Raw genomic sequence first — 18,081 nt, forward strand, 5'->3', positions numbered from 1 at the left:
TGCGGTGGGCCGCGCCAGACCCTAAGTCCGTTCGGACGAAGCGACTTTACGGATGGGACGGGTTTCATGGCACAGGCGGACGTCATCATCCTGGGCGGCGGGCTGGTCGGCAGCACGCTGGGCGTGTCGCTGGGCGTGCATGGGCTCAGCTCGATCATCCTCGATCCGGCCGATCCGGCGGTGACGCTGGCGCCGGGCTTCGACGGTCGCGCCTCGGCAATCGCCAGCGCGACGCACCGCATGTTCGAGGCGATCGGCATCGCGCCGGGCCTGGGTGACGAGGGCTGCCCGATCGCCGCGATTCGCGCGACCGACGGGCTGGAGGCGGGCAAGCTCGACTTCGTCCCCGATGCCGCCGACGATCCGGTGGGCGTGATGTATGAGAACAAGCGGCTGCGACAGGCGATCTACGACGCCGCCGTCGCATCGCCACATGTCGACCTGCGCTACAAGGATCGCGCGATCGACGTGCGCCGCGAGGCGCATGGCGTCACGGTGACGACGGCGGGTGGCGACACGCTGACCGCGCCGCTGCTGATCGCCGCCGAGGGTCGCAATTCGCCGACGCGCGAGGCGGCGGGCATCCGTGTCGCGCGCTGGAGCTACGACCATGCCGCGATCATCACGACGCTGGGCCATGCAGAGCCGCACGAGAATATCGCGTACGAAATCTTCTATCCGGCAGGCCCCTTCGCGATCCTGCCGCTGAACGACGACGCGCATGGCCATCGCTCGGCGATCGTGTGGACGGTCGATGCGAAGGATCGGCCGGCGATGCTGAAGCTGTCCGACCGCGCGTTCCTGGCCGAAGCGTCGAAGAAGATGGGCGGGTTCCTGGGGCAGCTGTCCAACCTGTCGGCGCGCTCGAGCTATCCGCTGGGCTTCCACCATGCCGCGCGGATCACCGCCGATCGGCTGGTGCTGGTCGGCGATGCCGCGCACGGCATCCATCCGATCGCCGGACAGGGTCTCAATCTCGGCCTGCGCGACGTCGCGGCGCTGACCGAGGTGCTGGTCGAGGGCAAGCGCACCGGCCTCGACCTCGGCGATCCCTATCTGCTGGAACGCTATCAGCGGTGGCGGGGGCTGGACACCTTTGCGGTGGCGCTGGCGACCGATGGCCTGACGCGCCTGTTCGGTATTCCCGGCAAGGCGGCGAGCGCGGTGCGGCGCTTCGGCCTGTCGGCGGTCGATTCGATCCCGCCGCTGAAAGCCGCATTCATGGCCGAAGCACGCGGCGAAACCGGAAAGCTGCCGAAATTGCTGCAGGGCATCACCGCTTGACGCTTTCCGCCGTCCAGCGCGGTGTCGCGCGCGGGATGGCGGGTGCAGCGGCGATCGGCATCGTTGCGCTAGTGACGGCGGGCTGGTTCGATCCCGGCCACGACTTGCCCGAGCGGCTGCGGGCCCTGGCGATGGCACTGGTCGTGCCCGGACTATGGAGCGCGGCGGCGATCGGCAATGTCGCGCGGTCGCGGTTCTTTTCGGCGCGGTCGATCGATGGCGGCGATGCCGATCCGGCGGTGGCGCAGGGTCGCGCGATTGCCCAGAATACACTGGAGCAGGCGGTGCTGGCGGTGATCGCCTATGCCGCGCTGACGATCGCCACCAATCGATCGACCTTCGCGCTTGCCGTGCTGGCGACCTGTTTCACGGTCGGACGGGTCGGCTTCTGGGCAGGCTATCGGCGGGGTGCCGCAGCCCGCGTTCGGCTTCGCGCTGACCTTCTACCCGACGGCGCTGGCGCTGCTAGCGGCGCTGGTCCTCGCGATCCGGGGGTAGCTACCAGTTGCCGCCGCCGGTTGTGCCGGCACGAAACTCGGCGATACGCCGCAACGTCGCCGGTGTCGTGCCATCGGGCAGCGCATCGAGCGCGAACCAGCCGACCTTCGCCACCTCCAGCGTGTCCGCGCCGTGCAGCGAATCATCGGGGGCATGTGCGACATAGACGATCACATGGTCGTCCTTGCCCTCGTGCCGGTTGTGATAGACGCCCAGCACCCGCTCGACCGTCGCACCGCGAACCGCGACCTCCTCGGCCAGTTCGCGGTGGAGCGCGTCGGTCACGCACTCCCCCTTCTTCACCCCGCCGCCGGGCATGTACCAGCCATCGACATAGGTGTGCCGCACCAGCGCCACGCGTCCGTCGGGACTGAGCAGCAGGCCGCGCACGCCGATCGTGCGCGGGCGGGTGATGCGCCACACAATCCGCGCCGCCCTGCCCAACAGGCGATGCAGCAGCGCCACGCCCTATGCCGATCCGTTGCGCGTGGCTTCGGCCGCTTCCTCCGCCGCCACCGGTTCGGCCATTGGCCGGATCATCAGGAAGCTGCCCGACCAGACGCCGGGAATGTCCCACCGCCCGCTGATCTCGCACCCGTCGTCGCTCAGTACGCCGGCATAGACGACCATGTCGGCATAGCCGTCGCTATCGTCGTAGAATTTGCTGAAGCGTACCTGCGCCCCGTCGCGATGCCCGTCGATCGCGGCGGCGATCAGCGCGCCCGGCGGCACCGAATAGAGGTCGGGTTCGTGGATCGTGCCGACGATCGACCCGCCCAGATCGGCGATATCCGCCTCGAACGCGGTCGGCGGGTTGGTGTGCGGGTAGTTGAAGATTCCGCTCCACTTGCCCGACAGGTCGCGGGTCACAACGCTCGCGCCGCTTCGACCAGCAGCACCGGCACGCCGTCGCGAATCGGAAAGGCGAGGCCGGCAGCCTCCGACACCAGTTCGCCCGCCGCCGCATCATGCCTGAGCGGCGTGCGCGTCACCGGGCAGACCAGGATCGACAGCAGCCACGGATCGATCGTCATTGCAGCGTCGCCTCTTCGTCATCGCCATGCCTGCCGAAGAATTGCATGAGCTGCACGATCAGTTCCGCACGTTCCGCGAGCGCGTCGACTTCCAGCAGCGCCTGCTTCGCCGCCACGTCGAACGGCGCGATCTGCGCGATGCCGTTGACCAGGCTTTCATCGTCCAGCCGCCCGACCGATTCCCAGTCGACGGCATAGCCCAGCCGGTCGGCGAAGCGTTTCGATTCCATCTCCAGCGACGCCCGCTCGGCCAGCGCCAGCGTAGTGTCGCCGACCATCGGCAGCATCTCCGCCTCCACCTGCCGGAACGCGGTCGTCACGTCGAGTTCTCGCACGATGCGAAATCGCGACAGCCCGCGCAGCACGACGTCGTAGCGGCCATCGGCATGCGCCTCGACATCGACGATCTGGCCGATACAGCCGATGTCGAACAGCGGCGGCTTGTCCGCTTCGATGCCGACCGGGCGCGGCTGGATCATGCCGATGCGGCGGTCCCGCGCCAGCGCATCGGACACCATCGCGCGGTACCGCGGCTCAAAGATGTGCAGCGGCAAATGCATGTTCGGAAACAGCAGCGCCCCCGCCAGCGGGAAGACGGAGACGCGTGCCGTCATCCGAACAGGATCGCCGAAAGCTTGCGCCGCTGCTGCGACACCCACGGGTCCTCCAGACCAACCGCCTCGAAGACCTTCAGCAGTTGTTGGCGCGCGGCATCGTCGTTCCACGCGCGGTCGGCAGCGACGATCTTCAGCAGCGATTCGGCGGCACCGTCGCGGTCGCCGGCCGCCATCTGCCCACCGGCCAGGCGGAAGCGCGCGTCGTGATCGTCGGGGTTCGCCTCCACCTCGGCCTTAAGCCCCGCCAGATCATCGACCGGCTGCGCATCACGGGCCAGCGCCAGCGCGGCGCGGACCTGCTCGATGCCCGGCTGCTTCGCCGCATCCTCAGGCAGCGCGTCGAGCGCCGCCTGCGCCGCATCGTGCTCGCCCAGCGCCATCAGCGCGCGGACGCGGCCAGCGGCGACGGCGGCGTTCTCCGGCACCATCTCCGCGATCTGGTCGAAGATCGACAGCGCGCGGGCCGCATCGCCCTCGACCAGCGCTTCCTCGCCCATCGCGATCAGCGGTTCGATATCCGGCCCCGCCGCCTCGCCCGGCTGTATCGGCAACTGGCGCAGTAGCTGGTCGAGCATCTGCTTGAGCTGGCTTTCGGTGCGCGCGCTGGTCAGGTCGGCGACCAGCTGCCCCTGGAACATCGCATAGACGGTCGGGATCGACCGGATCTGGAATTGCGAGGCGATGAACTGGTTCTTGTCGGTGTCGACCTTGGCCAGCACCACGCCCTTGTCGGCATAGGCCTCCGCAACCTTCTCGAGGATCGGGGTCAGCGCCTTGCACGGCCCGCACCATTCCGCCCAGAAATCGATGATGACGAGGCTGGTCATCGATGGTTCGACGACATCGCGGCGGAACGCCTCCACGGCATCCTTTTCCGGGGCGGTCAGTCCTAGCGTGGCCAAGCGTCGATTCCTTATCCTGTGACAGCCGCCCCTATGTGGGCATCACAGGCAAAACAGAAAAGAGTTCATTTAGGGCTTGCGCGATCTGAAACCCCCATCTAATAGCCCGCCTCACCCCAGCCGGTTCGCCGGTTCGGAACGCCAGAGCGGGCGTAGCTCAGGGGTAGAGCACAACCTTGCCAAGGTTGGGGTCGAGGGTTCGAATCCCTTCGCCCGCTCCAGTCGCTGCCGCTGATTAGCGGTAGCTAATCAGCGAAATGTCAGCGACTTCGGCCGGCGCCGTTTACGGCGACCGACGGCATGGCTTCGCCATGCCGCGCCCCCGTCCGTCGCACACTCCCGAATGTTTTGCCGACGCGGATGATTCGCACTCTTCGACATATTCGGAGCATGACGCGCCAGCGATGGCCGGCGATCAACGCGTCCGACGCGAATCAGCGTGCCCGCGCGCACCCTTCTTCGTTCCGATGGTCTTGATCCGGGCTCCCCGTTTCCCGCTTCGAAAAGAAAGAAGAAGCGGGACCCCGGATCAAGTCCGGGGTGACGATGGGATTGGAGTCGGCGCTGCCTGAAAAGGCGCGCGAATCACACCCGCTCCCGTCCGCCTCAAAATTCCGACCAGTCGTCCTCGCTGATCGCGACCGCCGCGTTGCCATGCGACAGGCGCTGCACCACGGCGCGTGCCGGGCTACGTACCGGCAGGCGCTGCACCGTGTCGCGCTGGTCGCGCACGGCCATCGCGCCCAGCTGGAACCGGGCGATTTCGCCCGACAGCGCGTCGGCTTCGGACGACAGGCTGCGCGCGGCGGCGCTGCTTTCCTCGACCATCGCCGCGTTGCGCTGGGTCACGCCGTCCATCTCGCCGACCGCGGTGTTGACCTGCGCCAGCCCCTGCGACTGCTGCTCTGCCGATCCCGAGATATCGGCGACCAGCGCGCTGATCTCGCCGAAGCGGCCGATGATCCGGTCGAGCGAGCGGCCGGTCTCACTGACCAGCGCGACGCCGGTGTCGACCGTCTGGACCGAGGCGGTGATGCGCTGCTTCACATCCTTTGCCGCCTCGGCCGAACGCTGCGCCAGCGCGCGGACTTCGGAGGCGACCACGGCAAAGCCCTTGCCCGCATCGCCCGCCCGTGCGGCCTCGACGCCGGCGTTCAGCGCCAGCAGGTTGGTCTGGAACGCGATACCGTCGATGACCGCGATGATGTCGGAGATTTCGGCCGAGGTGCGTTCGATCCGCGCCATCGCATCGACCGCGCGGCGCACGACTTCGCCCGATTCGATCGCCTCGTCGCGGGCGGTGCCGACGATTTGGTCGGCGCGCGACGCGCTGGCGGCGCTTTCGCGCATCGTCGCGGTGATCTGCTCCATCGCGGCGGCGGTCTGCTCCAGGCTGGCGGCCTGTTGCTCGGTGCGCTGCGACAGGTCGTCGGACGCGGCGCTGATCTCCCCGGCACCTTTCCGGATGCCGCCGGCGACGGTCGACACCGACAGCATCGTCGCGCGCAGCGAGGCGACGGCGGCGTTGAAATCGTCGCGCAGCGACAGGAACGGCTCCTGCAACTCAGCATCGATCCGCGCGGTCAGGTCGCCGGCGGCGAGCTTGCCCAGCCCCTCACCCATGATCGCCACCATCTGGCGCTGGGTATCGCGCTCCATCGCCGCCAGCGCGCTTTCGCGGAACGCCGCCATCGCCTTGGTAATGCGGCCCACACAGTCGCGATTGTCGGTATAGGCGACCGGACTTTCGAGGTCGCCCGCCGCCAGCGCCTCCATCCGCACCACCGTGGTGACATAGGGGGTGCAGATCAGCCGCGACGCGACCAAAGTGACGGCGACGATTGCCGCGACCCCCGCAATAGCCCCGCCGATGACGATGCCCGCCCCCACCGGAGCACCCAGCGCCAAAGCCATCGCCAACGCCGCAATCCCCCCGGACAGCAGCAGATAGACCAGCGCCAGGACCCGGAATTTGACCCGGATCGGCGCGTTACGCGAAAACCATGCGATCATCTGATCCCTCCCCCATGAAGAATATCGCCCCGGCCGGTCATGCCCGCCGGGCCTGTACCGGTGGCAGCGGACACTGCACCGGCCCCGCCGCCGGCCGCCCGAACAGATAGCCCTGCGCCAGCGCACACCCCTCCGCCTGCACCATCGATCGTTGCACCTCGTTCTCGACCCCTTCGGCGACGACCGGCAGGTTCAGCCCCTTGCCCAGCCCGGCGATCGCGCGAACGATCGATCGCGCCGCCTCGTCCTCGTGCATCGCCGATACGAAGCTCTTGTCGATCTTGATCTTGTCGAACGGAAAATGGCGCAGGTTGCTGAGCGAGGAATAGCCGGTGCCGAAATCGTCCATCGCGATGCGCACGCCCAGCGTCCGGATCTCGCGCAGGATCGCCAACGATACCTCCCGGTCGCGCAGCAGCGCGGTTTCGGTGATCTCCAGCTCCAGCCGTTCCGGCGCCAACCCGCTGTCCGCCAGCGCATCGCGCACCAGCATCGGCAGCGTCGCCACGCGCAGCTGCACCGGCGACACGTTGACCGCCAGCGTCAGCGGTTCGGGCCAGCTGCTGGCGTCGCGGCACGCCTGACGCAGCGCCCATTCGCCAATCGCCATGATCGTGCCCGCTTCCTCGGCCACCGGAATGAACAGCGTCGGCGGCACCTGTCCACGTTCGGGATGGTCCCAGCGCAGCAGCGCTTCATACCCCACGACATGATCGTCGTCGGTCGATACCAGCGGCTGATAGACCAGCCGCAATTCGCCACGGCACACGGCATGGCGCAGGTCATGCTCCAGGCTGCGACGGTCGCGCGCCTGCCGGTCCATCATTTCATCGAAGAAGGACGCGGTGCCGCGCCCGTCCTGCTTGGCGCGGTACAGCGCGACATCGGCATTGTGGCGCAGCGTTTCCGGATCGTCGCCGTCGCGCGGACAGGTGACGACGCCCAGGCTGCACCCGACCGCCATCGGATCGCGCGCCGAATCCATCTCCTCGGCAAAGCGCGCCAGGATATGCCCGGCAAGGCGACGCACATCGTCGGGCGAGGCGATGTCGCGCTGCAGGACGACGAATTCGTCGCCGCCGACCCGCGCGACCAGATCCTGCCCGCGGACGCAATCGTCGAGGATGCGGGCGACGCGAACCAGGATCGCATCGCCCGCGCCATGCCCGAACAGGTCGTTGACCGCCTTGAACCGGTCGAGGTCGACCGCGATCAACGCGAAGGGCGTGGCGGAGCGTACCGCTTCGTGCAGGGCGATATCGAATGCCGCGCGGTTGACCAGACCGGTCAGCGGGTCGTGCGACGCCAGATGTTCAATCGCGCGCTGCGCACGGGCCGTTTCGGTCAGGTCGCGCAGCGCGATGACGGTGGCGGCGCGGCCGCGATATTCGATCGCGCGCGCGGTCATTTCGACCAGCTGGTCCTCAACCAGACTGTCGCGAATCCTGGCCCGCGTGGCACCGCCCCGATGCGTCTGCAGCGCGTCCCGCGCGGGTGTTTCGAACCATGCGGCGGTCGCGGTGCCGACCAGCGCGGCCCGGTCGACGCCCAGCAGCGCGCACGCCTGTTCATTGGCATCGAGGATGCGGTCGTCGCTGGTGATGAGCAGCCCTTCGGACGTCGCATCGGCCAACCCGCGCAGGTCGGTCATGAACCGGTCGACGACCGATGCCACCGCCGTCAGCGCGATCAGCAGCAACGCGGCGCCGACGATCCACAGCAACAGCCACTGCGCCTCGCCACCGGTCGCCGCGACCGGCGCGGTGTCATGGCCGATCATGACCGATGCCATGGCGACGAAATGGATGATCCCGGTTGCCAGCACCATGCACAGCGCCGGCACCAAGATCCGCCAGCGGCCGTCCCGGTGCAGGAACGATGCGAACGCCGCCGACAGCAGCAGCCAGCCGACCAGCACCGCCCCGGCGATCGGGCCATGGTCGACATCGTGAACCATCGAATTGGCCAGCGCGGCCATGCCGGTAAAGTGCATGCCCACGATGCCGAGCGTCGCGATGCCCCCGCATAGCAGGACCGACACCATCCGCCGTGCCCGCCGCAACAGCCAGAAGGCGATGCCGAACGCCCCCATCGCGATCGTCGCGGACAGCGCGGTCAGCAACTGATCGAACTGCAACGCGACCGGGCTGCGATAGGCGATCATCGAAATGAAGTGCGTCGACCACACCCCGCCCCCGGCGGTGATCGCCGCCGAGGTCAGCCAGACCGGCCGGCGTTCGGCAACGCATTCGAACGAACGCTGCACCTGGGCAAAGGTCGACAGCGCACTGACGACGCACAACAGCACCGCGAGCAGCACGACCGGCAGGTCATGATGCGACACGATCGAATGAAACAGATACGACATTCGGCCCGATCCCCCATCCGGCACTGCTTTCCTGAAGGCAGGATGGGGGTCGGGCGCTTAAAGATCAGTGTATTGGAAAATCCGCTTAATTTCCAAAAAACCGTCACTTTGCCAGCATAGCCCGGCGACGACTTGCGGAATTTACGCAAAACCCAAACACTGTGCCACACCAGATACCGATCAGACGTAAACCGTATTCGATATGCAATGCAGTTGGGTCAGTTCTATTCCTTCGCCTGCGGCGGCGTAGCCTTCGGCTTGACGTAGCGATCGAGCCAGTCGGTCATCTGCCACAACGTCTCTTCGGTCGATTCCAGCGCGCGATAGCCGTGCGCTTCGTTGGGCAGGACGACATAGCGCACCGTCGCGCCATTGCCCTTCAACGCCGCATACATCCGTTCGGACTGGATCGGGAAGGTACCGCTATTGTCGTCCGCGGCACCATGGATCAGCAGGATCGGCTCCTTGATCTTGTTGGCAAAGGTGAACGGGCTCATGTCGGTATAGGTCTGGGTCGCCTGCCAATAGGTGCGCTGTTCCGCCTGGAAGCCGAACGGGGTCAGCGTGCGGTTATACGCGCCCGACCGGGCGATGCCGGCGCGGAACAGGTCGGTATGCGCCAGCAGGTTGGCGGTCATGAACGCGCCATAGCTGTGCCCGCCCACCGCCATGCGGGCACGGTCGGACACGCCCAGCTTCACCACCGCATCGACCGCCGCCTGCGCATCGTCGCGCAGCTGCTGGACATAGGTGTCGTTGGCCTCCGCGCCGTTCTCGCCGATGATCGGCATGGCGGGGTTGTCGAGGATCGCATAGCCCTGCGTCAGTAGGAACAGGTGGCTGATCCCGCGTGGCCGGACAAAGCGATTGCCCTGGTCCACCGTCTGCCCGGCGACTTTCGCATCGGTATATTCGGCCGGATACGCCCACAGCAACGTCGGCAGCGGCCCGTCACGCTTCGCGTCGTACCCGGCGGGCAGGTACAGCGATCCCGACAGCGGCAGGCCGTCGGCGCGGGCATAGGTGATCGTCCGCTGGGTCACGCCGGCCAGCGCGGGCGCGGGATCGGCGAAGTCGGTCACCGCCTTCGCACTGCCGCCCTTGACCGGGCGGAGCATGTAGTTGGGGGCGAGCTTTGCGCTCTCGCGGCGGGTCAGCATCCGCTGCCCCTTGTCATCCAGCAGCGCGACGACGGTTTCGTAATAGGGCGCCCTGGCGGTCCATAGCCGCTTCTGCTCGCCGCCCGCGACCGGCATCAGGCCGAGGAACGGGAACGCCCCCGCCTTGGTCGCGCCATCGCCGGTCACATACACCGCGTCGCGCGCGGGCGTGAAGCGCATCACCGGCTTGCCCGCCGCATTCTCGTCGGTCATCGGAAAGCCCGGATCGCCATACTGATCCTGATAATTGCGTGTCAGCAGCGTGCGCGCCTGCCCCGGCCGCGCGGGCGCGACGGCAAGGCGGTGTTCGGTACGCGTGCGCCATTCGCGGTCGAGCACCATCGCGAAGTCGTCACTGCCCCAGAACACGGTCGCAAAGCGCGCCGGGGTCTGCGCCAGTTCGACCGGCGCGGCGCTGAACGGTGCGCCCTGCATCAGTACGCGGTCGTGGAACGCCACCTTCGCCTTGGGATCGCCGCCGTCCAGCGCCTCGGCCCACACCAGGGTCGCCGGTGCATCCGACCGCCACATCGCCTCGCGCGGGCCCTTCACCACCGCATCGAAATCGACCGGCAGGTCGTCGGCCAGCGGGCGGGCGACCAGTGTCCTGACCGGCTGTCCGTCGATCGTCGCGACCGCGATCTCGGTCGGGAAGAAGCTGGCGGGCAGCAGATAGCTGTACGGCCGCTTCAACCGTTCGGTCAGCAGGTAGCGGCCATCGGGCGACACGCTGAAATCGGTAACCAGCCCCGGCTGCCCGATCGGCCGCGTCGCCCCGGTCAGGTCGATCCGCGCCAGCTGACCGGTAAAATAATGGTCGAACAGCGCCTCGTCGGTCGCGTTGCGCAACAAATCCTCGTAGGTGCGCGCGGCGGAGGTGCGACCCATGCTTTCCTGGACCACCGGCCCGGTCGGGGTCGCATCGGCGACCGGCGCCGCCCCGCGCCCGGCGGGCACCAGATAGGCGACCAGCGCCTTGCTGTCGGGCGTCCAGACGAACGGCGTGCCGAACGTCCCGTTCAGGCCCCGCGCGACCATCCGCGCGCTGCCGTCGCGCTCGGCGATCCACAGCGACAGCGCATTCGCCTCCTGCACGTAGAAGGCCAGCCGCGCGCCGTCGGGCGACCAGTCGGGCGCGGCGAAGCGCGTGCCGGCGGGCAGTTTGACTGCGACGGTGCGGCCGCTCGCGATATCCTTGAAGCTCAGCGCGTTCAGCCACTGGACCCGCATTTCCGCTTGGCCGTTGGTCGCCGGATCGATGCGATAGCCCGCCAGCCGCAGGATCGGTTTCGACAGGTTGGCGATGCTCGGCAGGTTCTCGCGGCCCAATATGGCCAGCGTGCGATGGTCGGGGCTGACCGCGACCGAGGGGGTCGGCGGCGTTTCGAGGATCTTTGCGATGGCAGCAGGCGCGCGGTGATAGCCGGTGGCCGGCTCCTGCGCATGGGCGGTCGTGGCAAGCAGCAGAGCGATCAGACAGGCACCAGCGCGCATTCGTAACCCCTTATGATTGTTTGCCGGTGATCCTGACATGGGCGCGCGCGGGGTGCTAGGCCGGGCGGGGCACCCAGCTTGCCCAACCGTCACCCCGGGCTTGACCCGGGGTCCCGCTTTTGACCGACGCCAGAAGAAGAAGCGGGACCCCGGGTCAAGCCCGGGGTGACGGTTGATCGCGCCTGAAAGGCCACCCGCGAACATATAGTAAAATCCGCCACCTAATGGCGGCGCATCCCACAGCTACAAACGTAGTCAAACCCTAAGCCATTGATATAACTTGCAGCATAAAACTGGCATGGCACCTGCAATGTAGTTGGCATCACCGGAACCAACCGGAAATTCAGGGAGCCAACACCATGACCGCCATCCGTTTCGCCGCTTCGATCGTCCTCGGCCTGGTTGCCACCACCTCGGCATTCGCTGCCGAGCCGAACGCCGCCCCGGCCTCGGTCGCGACCAGCGTCGCCGGTGCGAGCGCGGTCACGGCAGTCACGCTGGCCGCCGGCCCCGCCGCCCTCGCCTACAAGGCCGCACCGAACGCGCGCTACTGCTTCAAGACCGAAACCACCGGCAGCCGCATCCTGACCAAGCAGTGCAAAACGCGCGGCGAATGGGAAGCACGCGGCGTCGATCTGGACCGCGCCCTCGCCGGCCGCTGATCCCGCCTTAAGGCAATCTGACGAGGGCCGCATCCCGCACGGGATGCGGCCCTTGGCATGTCAGGGGAGCGTGGTGCCCATGCCGGCCTGCAACACCGCATACCATTCGGACGGGGTCCAGGTGACGCGATACGCCCCGGCGGCGGCGCGGATGCGATCGGCGTTCTGCGACCCGACGATCGGAATGATGCCGCCGGGATGCACCATGCTCCACGACAAGGCGGCGGTCGCGGCATCGACGTCGAAGCGCTGGCCGTGTTCGCGCAGCAGCAGCGCGGCGGGATGGTCGCCCCCGCTCAACCGCCCGCCGCCCAGCGGCGACCATGCCAGCACCGCCATGCCGCGCGCCATCGCCTGATCCAGCACCCCGTCGAACAGCGGCTGGCTGTGCAGCGGCGAAAATTCGGGCTGGGTGCTGAGGATCGGCAGGCCCAGGAACGCCTGCAGCGCATCGACCTCCGCCGGGCTGTGGTTCGACACGCCGATCCCGCGCACCTTCCCCTGTTCGACCATCGTCGTCAGGCTGGCGGCAACCTCCTGCGGATGGGTCAGGAAATCGCGGCGGTGAATCTGGTACAGGTCGATCCGTTCGATCCCCATCCGCTTGAGCGACGCATCGACCGCGTCGGCCAGATAGGCCCGGTCCGATCGATAAGGATTGCCGGGGCGGATGCCGCCCTTGGTCGCGATCACCATCGCCTCGCGCAGCGCCGGCGCCTCGGCCAGCACCTGCCCGAACAGCGCCTCCGCCGATCCGAAGCCGGCGGGCGTGTCCGCACCATAGATGTCGGCGGTGTCGAACAGGGTGATCCCCGCCGCCAGCGCCGCCTCGACCAGCGCCCGCGCCGGCGCGACGTCGCCGGTGAAGCGCCACATGCCCCAGGCGAGGGGGGAGACGAGAATATCGCTCTTGCCGAGCGGGCGGGGCGTGGGATCGATGGTCAGCATGATGCCCTACCTAGTCGTCAAGGCGTTGGCGGCAATGCGCAAATCCCCGCAGCCGCACCCCGCCCACCCGCGTGCCATGACCGGAGCGCATAAGGACATGACAGAATATCGCTTGGCCGCGTCCGTAACGACAGGCAACGCGGTTCGGTCGCCGCCTTGGAGAACCGCCATGTCCCGCCGTCTGCCCGCCCTGCTCCTGTTCGCCGCCGCGTTGCTGGCCGCTCTGCCCGCCGCCGCGCAGCCGGGCGACCGGATCGACGGGTCGGCGGTGATCGAGCGGCTGGACCTCGCCACCCTGCCCGCGGGTATCAGCCGGTTGTGGCTGCGGGTCGACGACAATGATGTCGGACAGGGCTATTATGTGCCGATCGTGGTGGTGAAGGGGGCGCAGCCCGGCCCCCGTTTCCTGCTGACCGCCGGCATCCATGGCGACGAACTGAACGGCATCGGCGTGATCCACCAGCTGGTGGCGGGGATCGACCCGGCGGTGCTGAAGGGGACATTGATCGCGGTGCCGGGCCTCAACGCAGCGGGCCTGCGCAATTCGACGCGGGCGTTCACCGGCAGCCACAATGGCGCGGGCGACAATCTCAACCGCCTGATCCCGCGCGATCCCCAGGCGCATGGCGACGAGGGCAATGCGGCGCAGCGCTATGCCGGGCGGTTGTGGTCGCGCATCTTCGTCGGCAACACCGATTTCGCGATCGACCTGCATACCCAGTCGCGCGGCGGCACTTATCCAGCCTACGTCTTCGTCGCGACCCAGCAGGCAAAACGCATCGCGATGATGCTGCGCCCCGACAGCGTGTATGTGAATGCCGGCATCGACGGCGCGGTCGAGGATATGCTGAACGCCAACGCCATTCCCGCCGTCACCTATGAACTGGGCGGCGCGGAGGTGTTCGACCGGGCGATGATCGCGCGTGGCCTCCGCGGCGTGCGCAACGTCATGATCGACCGGGGGATGCTGCCGGGCAAACCCGATTTGCGCGATCCCGAACCGTTTCTCGGCAATGTCGTCACCAATGTCGACAGCCCGCGCGGCGGCTGGGCGCAGGTGCGGGTGAGCATGAACCAATATGTGAAGAAGGGCGATGTGCTGGCGATCGTCACCGACCCGTTCGGGCGGACCATCGCGACGCTGACCGCGCCGCTCGACGCGCGGGTGGCGGGCATGGGCACCGATCCGCGCACCCAGCCGGGCGACATGGTGGTGCGGCTGCTGTCATGGGACGACAGCCTGCCATGCAAGCGCGACGGCTGTCCCTCGACGGTCACGCCGGTCAAGGCCCGCTAGGCCCCTTCATTCCCAACGCTCATCAACAGATGATGCCATTGCGTTTGTCTGCCCCCGCCGCCGGGTCCAATAGGACGGCCGTGCGAACCGCCGGCGGGCGCGGCGCGATCCGTCGCCCGCCCGCCGGTGCCTTCCCGAATCGAAGCGTAGGAGCCGTCATGACCGATCCCCTGATGAACCTGTACAACCGTGCGCCGATCGCGGTGGATCGTGGTGAGGGCGTGTGGCTGATCGATACCGAGGGGCGGCGCTATATCGACTGCGTGGCCGGCATCGCCACCGACGCGCTGGGCCATGCCCATCCGGCGCTGGTCGCGGCGCTGACCGAACAGGCGGGCAAGCTGTGGCACGTCTCCAACATCTTTCGCATTCCGGGGCAGGAGGCGCTGGCCCAGCGGCTGGTGGACGCCTCGTTCGCCGATTGCGTGTTCTTCGCCAATACCGGCACCGAAGCGGTCGAATGCGCGATCAAGACCGCGCGCCGCTATCACCACGTAAACGGCCAGCCGGAACGCATCGATATCGTCGGCTTTGCCGGGTCGTTCCATGGCCGCACCTATGCCGCGATCAATGCGTCGGGCAACGCCGGCTATATGGAGGGTTGCGGCCCGCGCCTGCCGGGCTTCGTCCAGCTGTCGCTGGATGACGCAGCGGCGATCGAGGCCGCCATCGCCAGCCCGACCACCGCGGCGGTGATCGTCGAGCCGGTGCAGGGCGAAGGCGGCGCGCGTGCCCTGTCGGGCGAATGGCTGCTGCGCCTGCGCGAACTGACGCGCCGGCACGGCGTGCTGCTGATCCATGACGAGGTGCAGAGCGGCATGGGCCGGACGGGCAAGCTGTTCGCGCACCAGTGGTTCGACGGTGCCGCGCCCGATATCATGGCGCTGGCCAAGGCACTGGGATCGGGCTTCCCGGTCGGTGCCTGCCTTGCCACCACCGAAGCGGCCAGGGGCATGACGCCCGGCGTCCACGGCACGACCTTCGGCGGCAATCCGCTGGCGATGGCGGTCGGCATCGCCGCGTTCGATACGATCGCGAACGAAGGCACGCTGGCCCATGCCCGCGCCGCCAGCGCCGATTTCTTCGAGCGGCTGGAAGCACTGCGCAATCGCTTCCCCGACGTGATCGCCGAAGTGCGCGGCAAGGGGCTGCTGATCGGGCTGAAGATGATCCCCAACAATCGCGAGTTCATGGGGATTGCACGCGACCACGGCATCCTGGTCGCGGGTGGCGGTGAGAATTGCGTACGCCTGCTCCCGTCGCTGCTGATCTCGGCCGAGGAAATTGCCGAGGCGGTTACCCGACTGGAGGTGGCGTGCGGCGCGGCGCGTGGGCTGATGGCGCAGGCGGCATGAGCGTGCTGACCTCGACCTGCCCGGCAACCGGGGAGACGGTGTGGTCCGGCCCCGCCGCCACCGCCGCCGATGTCGACGCCGCCGTCGCGCGCGCCCGCGCGGCGTTCCGCGACTGGCGGCGGACGTCGCTTGCGGAACGGGTGGCCATCGCCCGTGCCTATGCCACCGTGCTGAAGGCACGCACCGCTACTCTTGCCGAGCTAATCGCGCGTGAAACCGGCAAGCCGCTGTGGGAAACCACGCAGGAAGTCGGCACGATGGTCGGCAAGGTCGAGCTGTCGATCGCGGGCCAAGCCGAGCGTGCCGGGGAAAAGCGCAGCGCGATGCCGTTCGGGGAATCGGTGCTGCGCCATCGCCCGCATGGCGTGATGGCGGTGCTGGGGCCGTACAACTTCCCCGGCCACCTGCCCAACGGCCATATCGTGCCCGCGCTGCTCGCCGGAAATACGGTGGTGTTCAAACCGTCGGAACTGACCCCGGCGGTCGGTGCGGCGATGGCGGATGCCTGGGTCGAGGCGGGATTGCCGGACGGCGTGTTGCAGGTGGTGCAGGGCGCGCGCGAGACCGGCGCGGCGCTGGTCGCGGCCGATATCGACGGGCTGCTGTTCACCGGATCGGCGACGACCGGCGCGCATTTCCGCCGCGCCTTTGCCGAGCGGCCCGACGTGATCCTCGCGCTCGAGCTGGGCGGCAACAACCCGCTGATCGCATGGGATGGCGACGTCACCGAAGCCGCCGCGCTGATCGTCCAGTCGGCCTATATCACCACCGGACAACGCTGTTCGTGCGCGCGTCGGCTGATCCTGCCGACCGGCGCGTTCGGCGATGCGGTGATCGAGGCGGTCGCCGCGCTGATCCCGCGCCTGCCCATCGGCCGCTGGGACGAGAACCCCTATATCGGCCCGCTGATCTCCGATGCTGCCGCCGCAACGGCGCGCGGCCAAGTCGCCGCACTGGAGGACGCCGGTGCACGCGCGATCGTGCCGTTCGGTGGGATCGCCGGGCGCAGCGCCGCCTTCGTCACGCCTGCGCTGCTCGACGTGACCGGCGTGGCGGTGCCCGACGAGGAGATTTTTGCGCCGGTCCTGCAAGTCACCCGCGTCGCGGACTTCGATGCCGCCATCGCCGCCGCCAACGACACCCGCTTCGGCCTGTCCGCCGGGCTGCTGACCGGTGATGACGCGCTGTGGGACCGCTTCGTGCTCGACGCGCGCGCCGGGGTGGTCAATCGCAACCGCCCGACCACCGGTGCGGCGGGCGCGCAACCGTTCGGCGGGATCGGTGATTCGGGCAACCACCGCCCCAGCGCCTATTACGCCGCCGATTACTGCGCCTATCCGATGGCCAGCTTCGAGGCGGGCAGCGCGGCGGGCAACTGGGACGCGCTGAAGCCGGCATTGGGAGCCGGCGCGGCGTGACGATCGTCCTGCGGGCCGCCGGCGGGCACGACCTGTCGGCGCTCTACGACATGGCGCAAACCACCGGCGGCGGGTTCGTGAACCTGCCGCCGGACAAGGCCAAGCTCGGCGAACGGCTGGCCGCCGCCGATGCCGCCTTCGCGCGCGACACCGACCGTTTCGGCGTCGACCGGTTCCTGTTCGTGCTGGAAGACCTGGCGACGGAGGCGATCCACGGCACCTGCCAGATATTCTCGCATATCGGCACCGATGCGCCCTTCTACAGCTATCGCATCGACCGGCATGGCGCCGACCATGCGGTGCTGGGCCGGTCGGTCGATCACACCACCCTGACCATCTGTACCGATCATGCCGGGTGCAGCGAGGTCGGCGGGCTGTTCCTGCGCGCCGATGCCCGCGCGGGCGGCGCCGGCACTCTGCTCGCGCGCAGCCGTTATTTGTTCATCGCCATGCACCGCGCCCGCTTTGCCGACCGCACCATCGCCGAACTGCGCGGCGTGGTGGATGAAGCGGGCGAAGCGCCGTTCTGGGACGGGATCGCCGCGCGTTTTTTCGGCATGGGCTTTGCCGCGGCCGATGCGTTCAACGCCGAGCATGGCACGCATGTGCTGGCCGGGCTGCTGCCGACCACGCCGGTCCTGCTGGCGATGCTGCCCGAACGCGCCCGCGCCGTGCTGGGCGTGCCGCATCCCACCGGTCGCCCGGCGCTGCGGCTGCTGGAGAAGGAGGGGTTTCGCCATGACGATTATGTCGACCTGTTCGACGGCGGCCCGACCGTGACCGCCGCGACCGACGACATCGCCACCATCCGCGCCGCGCGCACCGCGATCGTCCGCGCGGTGGAGCAGGACGACACCGCCACGCCGGTCATCGCCGCCGCCGGCCGACTAGGCGATTTTCGCGCCTGTTTCGCGCAGGTCGCCGCGCGGGACGATGGCGTGGTGATCGATCCGCACGCCGCCCGCGCGCTGAACGTCGACATCGGCGACCCCATTACCCATGCCCCGCGCTGACCCTATCTGTCGTAAGGT

At 68.3% G+C, this 18,081-nt stretch carries 16 protein-coding genes, 1 tRNA gene and 1 pseudogene; 8 read left to right on the forward strand and 10 right to left on the reverse strand.

The features are described 5' to 3' along the window. The first annotated feature begins 66 nt into the window (after positions 1 to 66). On the forward strand, positions 67 to 1,284 hold the full coding sequence (locus ASE67_RS13530; protein WP_055762324.1) for a UbiH/UbiF/VisC/COQ6 family ubiquinone biosynthesis hydroxylase: 1,218 nt from the start codon (positions 67 to 69) through the stop codon (positions 1,282 to 1,284). Here ASE67_RS13530 and ASE67_RS18625 read toward each other — a convergent pair. Then, positions 1,274 to 1,462: a hypothetical protein gene (locus tag ASE67_RS18625; protein WP_235511911.1), complete on the reverse strand. Its 189-nt coding sequence runs from the start codon at positions 1,460 to 1,462 to the stop codon at positions 1,274 to 1,276. The two genes, ASE67_RS13530 and ASE67_RS18625, sit on opposite strands and share 11 nt — an antisense overlap. Between ASE67_RS18625 and ASE67_RS18630 the strand changes: the two are divergent. After that, positions 1,416 to 1,652, forward strand: a pseudogene (locus tag ASE67_RS18630) (MAPEG family protein); the annotation flags it as partial. The gene ASE67_RS18625 and the pseudogene ASE67_RS18630 sit on opposite strands and share 47 nt — an antisense overlap. Positions 1,653 to 1,782: 130 nt before the next feature. Here the strand turns inward: ASE67_RS18630 and ASE67_RS13535 are convergent. From ASE67_RS13535 to ASE67_RS13550, 5 genes are read right to left on the reverse strand one after another with little or no spacing between them, the layout of a single operon-like run. Continuing rightward, positions 1,783 to 2,247, reverse strand: coding sequence for an NUDIX domain-containing protein (locus ASE67_RS13535; protein WP_055762326.1), 465 nt, complete (start codon positions 2,245 to 2,247; stop codon positions 1,783 to 1,785). Between the two features lie 3 nt (positions 2,248 to 2,250). Beyond that, positions 2,251 to 2,652: a hypothetical protein gene (locus ASE67_RS13540; protein WP_055762330.1), complete on the reverse strand. Its 402-nt coding sequence runs from the start codon at positions 2,650 to 2,652 to the stop codon at positions 2,251 to 2,253. Next, positions 2,649 to 2,816, reverse strand: coding sequence for a Trm112 family protein (locus ASE67_RS17805; protein WP_082457136.1), 168 nt, complete (start codon positions 2,814 to 2,816; stop codon positions 2,649 to 2,651). The genes ASE67_RS13540 and ASE67_RS17805 overlap by 4 nt, the downstream gene beginning before the upstream one ends. Then, complete coding sequence (locus ASE67_RS13545) at positions 2,813 to 3,430, reverse strand: LON peptidase substrate-binding domain-containing protein (protein WP_055762332.1); 618 nt, start codon at positions 3,428 to 3,430, stop codon at positions 2,813 to 2,815. The genes ASE67_RS17805 and ASE67_RS13545 overlap by 4 nt, the downstream gene beginning before the upstream one ends. Beyond that, complete coding sequence (locus tag ASE67_RS13550; protein ID WP_443025582.1) at positions 3,427 to 4,335, reverse strand: tetratricopeptide repeat protein; 909 nt, start codon at positions 4,333 to 4,335, stop codon at positions 3,427 to 3,429. Before ASE67_RS13550 ends, ASE67_RS13545 begins: the two co-directional genes overlap by 4 nt. A gap of 146 nt (positions 4,336 to 4,481) precedes the next feature. Between ASE67_RS13550 and ASE67_RS13555 the strand changes: the two genes are divergently transcribed. Further along, positions 4,482 to 4,556 (forward strand) — tRNA-Gly (locus ASE67_RS13555). Positions 4,557 to 4,941: 385 nt separating this feature from the next. Here the strand turns inward: ASE67_RS13555 and ASE67_RS13560 are convergent. The 3 genes from ASE67_RS13560 to ASE67_RS13570 all read right to left on the reverse strand — a co-directional run bounded on the left by ASE67_RS13560 (position 4,942) and on the right by ASE67_RS13570 (position 11,370). After that, the gene (locus ASE67_RS13560; protein WP_055762334.1) at positions 4,942 to 6,348 is read right to left on the reverse strand and encodes a methyl-accepting chemotaxis protein; all 1,407 of its coding nucleotides are present in this window, start codon (positions 6,346 to 6,348) and stop codon (positions 4,942 to 4,944) included. Between the two features lie 37 nt (positions 6,349 to 6,385). Next, entirely contained in the window at positions 6,386 to 8,716 is a 2,331-nt protein-coding gene (locus ASE67_RS13565; protein WP_055762337.1) for a bifunctional diguanylate cyclase/phosphodiesterase, read from the reverse strand. Positions 8,717 to 8,940: 224 nt separating this feature from the next. Continuing rightward, positions 8,941 to 11,370, reverse strand: a complete 2,430-nt coding sequence (locus tag ASE67_RS13570) for an alpha/beta hydrolase family protein (protein ID WP_055762344.1) — start codon at positions 11,368 to 11,370, stop codon at positions 8,941 to 8,943. A 359-nt stretch (positions 11,371 to 11,729) separates the two neighbouring features. On the opposite strand from ASE67_RS13570, the gene ASE67_RS13575 reads away from it, so the two are divergent. Next, positions 11,730 to 12,032, forward strand: coding sequence for a hypothetical protein (locus tag ASE67_RS13575; protein WP_055762345.1), 303 nt, complete (start codon positions 11,730 to 11,732; stop codon positions 12,030 to 12,032). A gap of 60 nt (positions 12,033 to 12,092) precedes the next feature. Here ASE67_RS13575 and ASE67_RS13580 read toward each other — a convergent pair whose 3' ends face one another. Next, on the reverse strand, positions 12,093 to 12,980 hold the full coding sequence (locus ASE67_RS13580) for an aldo/keto reductase (RefSeq protein WP_055762350.1): 888 nt from the start codon (positions 12,978 to 12,980) through the stop codon (positions 12,093 to 12,095). 169 nt (positions 12,981 to 13,149) lie between these two features. On the opposite strand from ASE67_RS13580, the gene ASE67_RS13585 reads away from it, so the two are divergent. From ASE67_RS13585 to ASE67_RS13600, 4 genes are all read left to right on the forward strand, one after another. Beyond that, positions 13,150 to 14,277: a succinylglutamate desuccinylase/aspartoacylase family protein gene (locus ASE67_RS13585; protein WP_055762353.1), complete on the forward strand. Its 1,128-nt coding sequence runs from the start codon at positions 13,150 to 13,152 to the stop codon at positions 14,275 to 14,277. Positions 14,278 to 14,435: 158 nt separating this feature from the next. Then, positions 14,436 to 15,632, forward strand: a complete 1,197-nt coding sequence (locus tag ASE67_RS13590) for an aspartate aminotransferase family protein (protein ID WP_055762354.1) — start codon at positions 14,436 to 14,438, stop codon at positions 15,630 to 15,632. Beyond that, on the forward strand, positions 15,629 to 17,050 hold the full coding sequence (gene astD / locus ASE67_RS13595) for a succinylglutamate-semialdehyde dehydrogenase (protein WP_055762929.1): 1,422 nt from the start codon (positions 15,629 to 15,631) through the stop codon (positions 17,048 to 17,050). Before ASE67_RS13590 ends, astD begins: the two co-directional genes overlap by 4 nt. Next, entirely contained in the window at positions 17,047 to 18,063 is a 1,017-nt protein-coding gene (locus ASE67_RS13600; RefSeq protein ID WP_055762357.1) for an arginine N-succinyltransferase, read from the forward strand. The genes astD and ASE67_RS13600 overlap by 4 nt, the downstream gene beginning before the upstream one ends. Positions 18,064 to 18,081 lie beyond the last annotated feature (18 nt).

The sequence above is a fragment of the Sphingomonas sp. Leaf23 genome, from assembly GCF_001421585.1.
GTDB lineage: Bacteria > Pseudomonadota > Alphaproteobacteria > Sphingomonadales > Sphingomonadaceae > Sphingomonas.

What these genes read in the sequence shown, in the direction of transcription:
- ASE67_RS13530 (WP_055762324.1), top strand. Translation starts at nt 67, where the DNA reads ATGGCACAGGCGGACGTCATCATCCTGGGCGGCGGGCTGGTCGGCAGC.
- ASE67_RS17805 (WP_082457136.1), bottom strand. Translation starts at nt 2,816, where the DNA reads ATGACGATCGATCCGTGGCTGCTGTCGATCCTGGTCTGCCCGGTGACG.
- ASE67_RS13545 (WP_055762332.1), bottom strand. Translation starts at nt 3,430, where the DNA reads ATGACGGCACGCGTCTCCGTCTTCCCGCTGGCGGGGGCGCTGCTGTTT.
- ASE67_RS13560 (WP_055762334.1), bottom strand. Translation starts at nt 6,348, where the DNA reads ATGATCGCATGGTTTTCGCGTAACGCGCCGATCCGGGTCAAATTCCGG.
- ASE67_RS13565 (WP_055762337.1), bottom strand. Translation starts at nt 8,716, where the DNA reads ATGTCGTATCTGTTTCATTCGATCGTGTCGCATCATGACCTGCCGGTC.
- ASE67_RS13570 (WP_055762344.1), bottom strand. Translation starts at nt 11,370, where the DNA reads ATGCGCGCTGGTGCCTGTCTGATCGCTCTGCTGCTTGCCACGACCGCC.
- ASE67_RS13575 (WP_055762345.1), top strand. Translation starts at nt 11,730, where the DNA reads ATGACCGCCATCCGTTTCGCCGCTTCGATCGTCCTCGGCCTGGTTGCC.
- ASE67_RS13580 (WP_055762350.1), bottom strand. Translation starts at nt 12,980, where the DNA reads ATGCTGACCATCGATCCCACGCCCCGCCCGCTCGGCAAGAGCGATATT.
- ASE67_RS13585 (WP_055762353.1), top strand. Translation starts at nt 13,150, where the DNA reads ATGTCCCGCCGTCTGCCCGCCCTGCTCCTGTTCGCCGCCGCGTTGCTG.
- ASE67_RS13590 (WP_055762354.1), top strand. Translation starts at nt 14,436, where the DNA reads ATGACCGATCCCCTGATGAACCTGTACAACCGTGCGCCGATCGCGGTG.
- astD (WP_055762929.1), top strand. Translation starts at nt 15,629, where the DNA reads ATGAGCGTGCTGACCTCGACCTGCCCGGCAACCGGGGAGACGGTGTGG.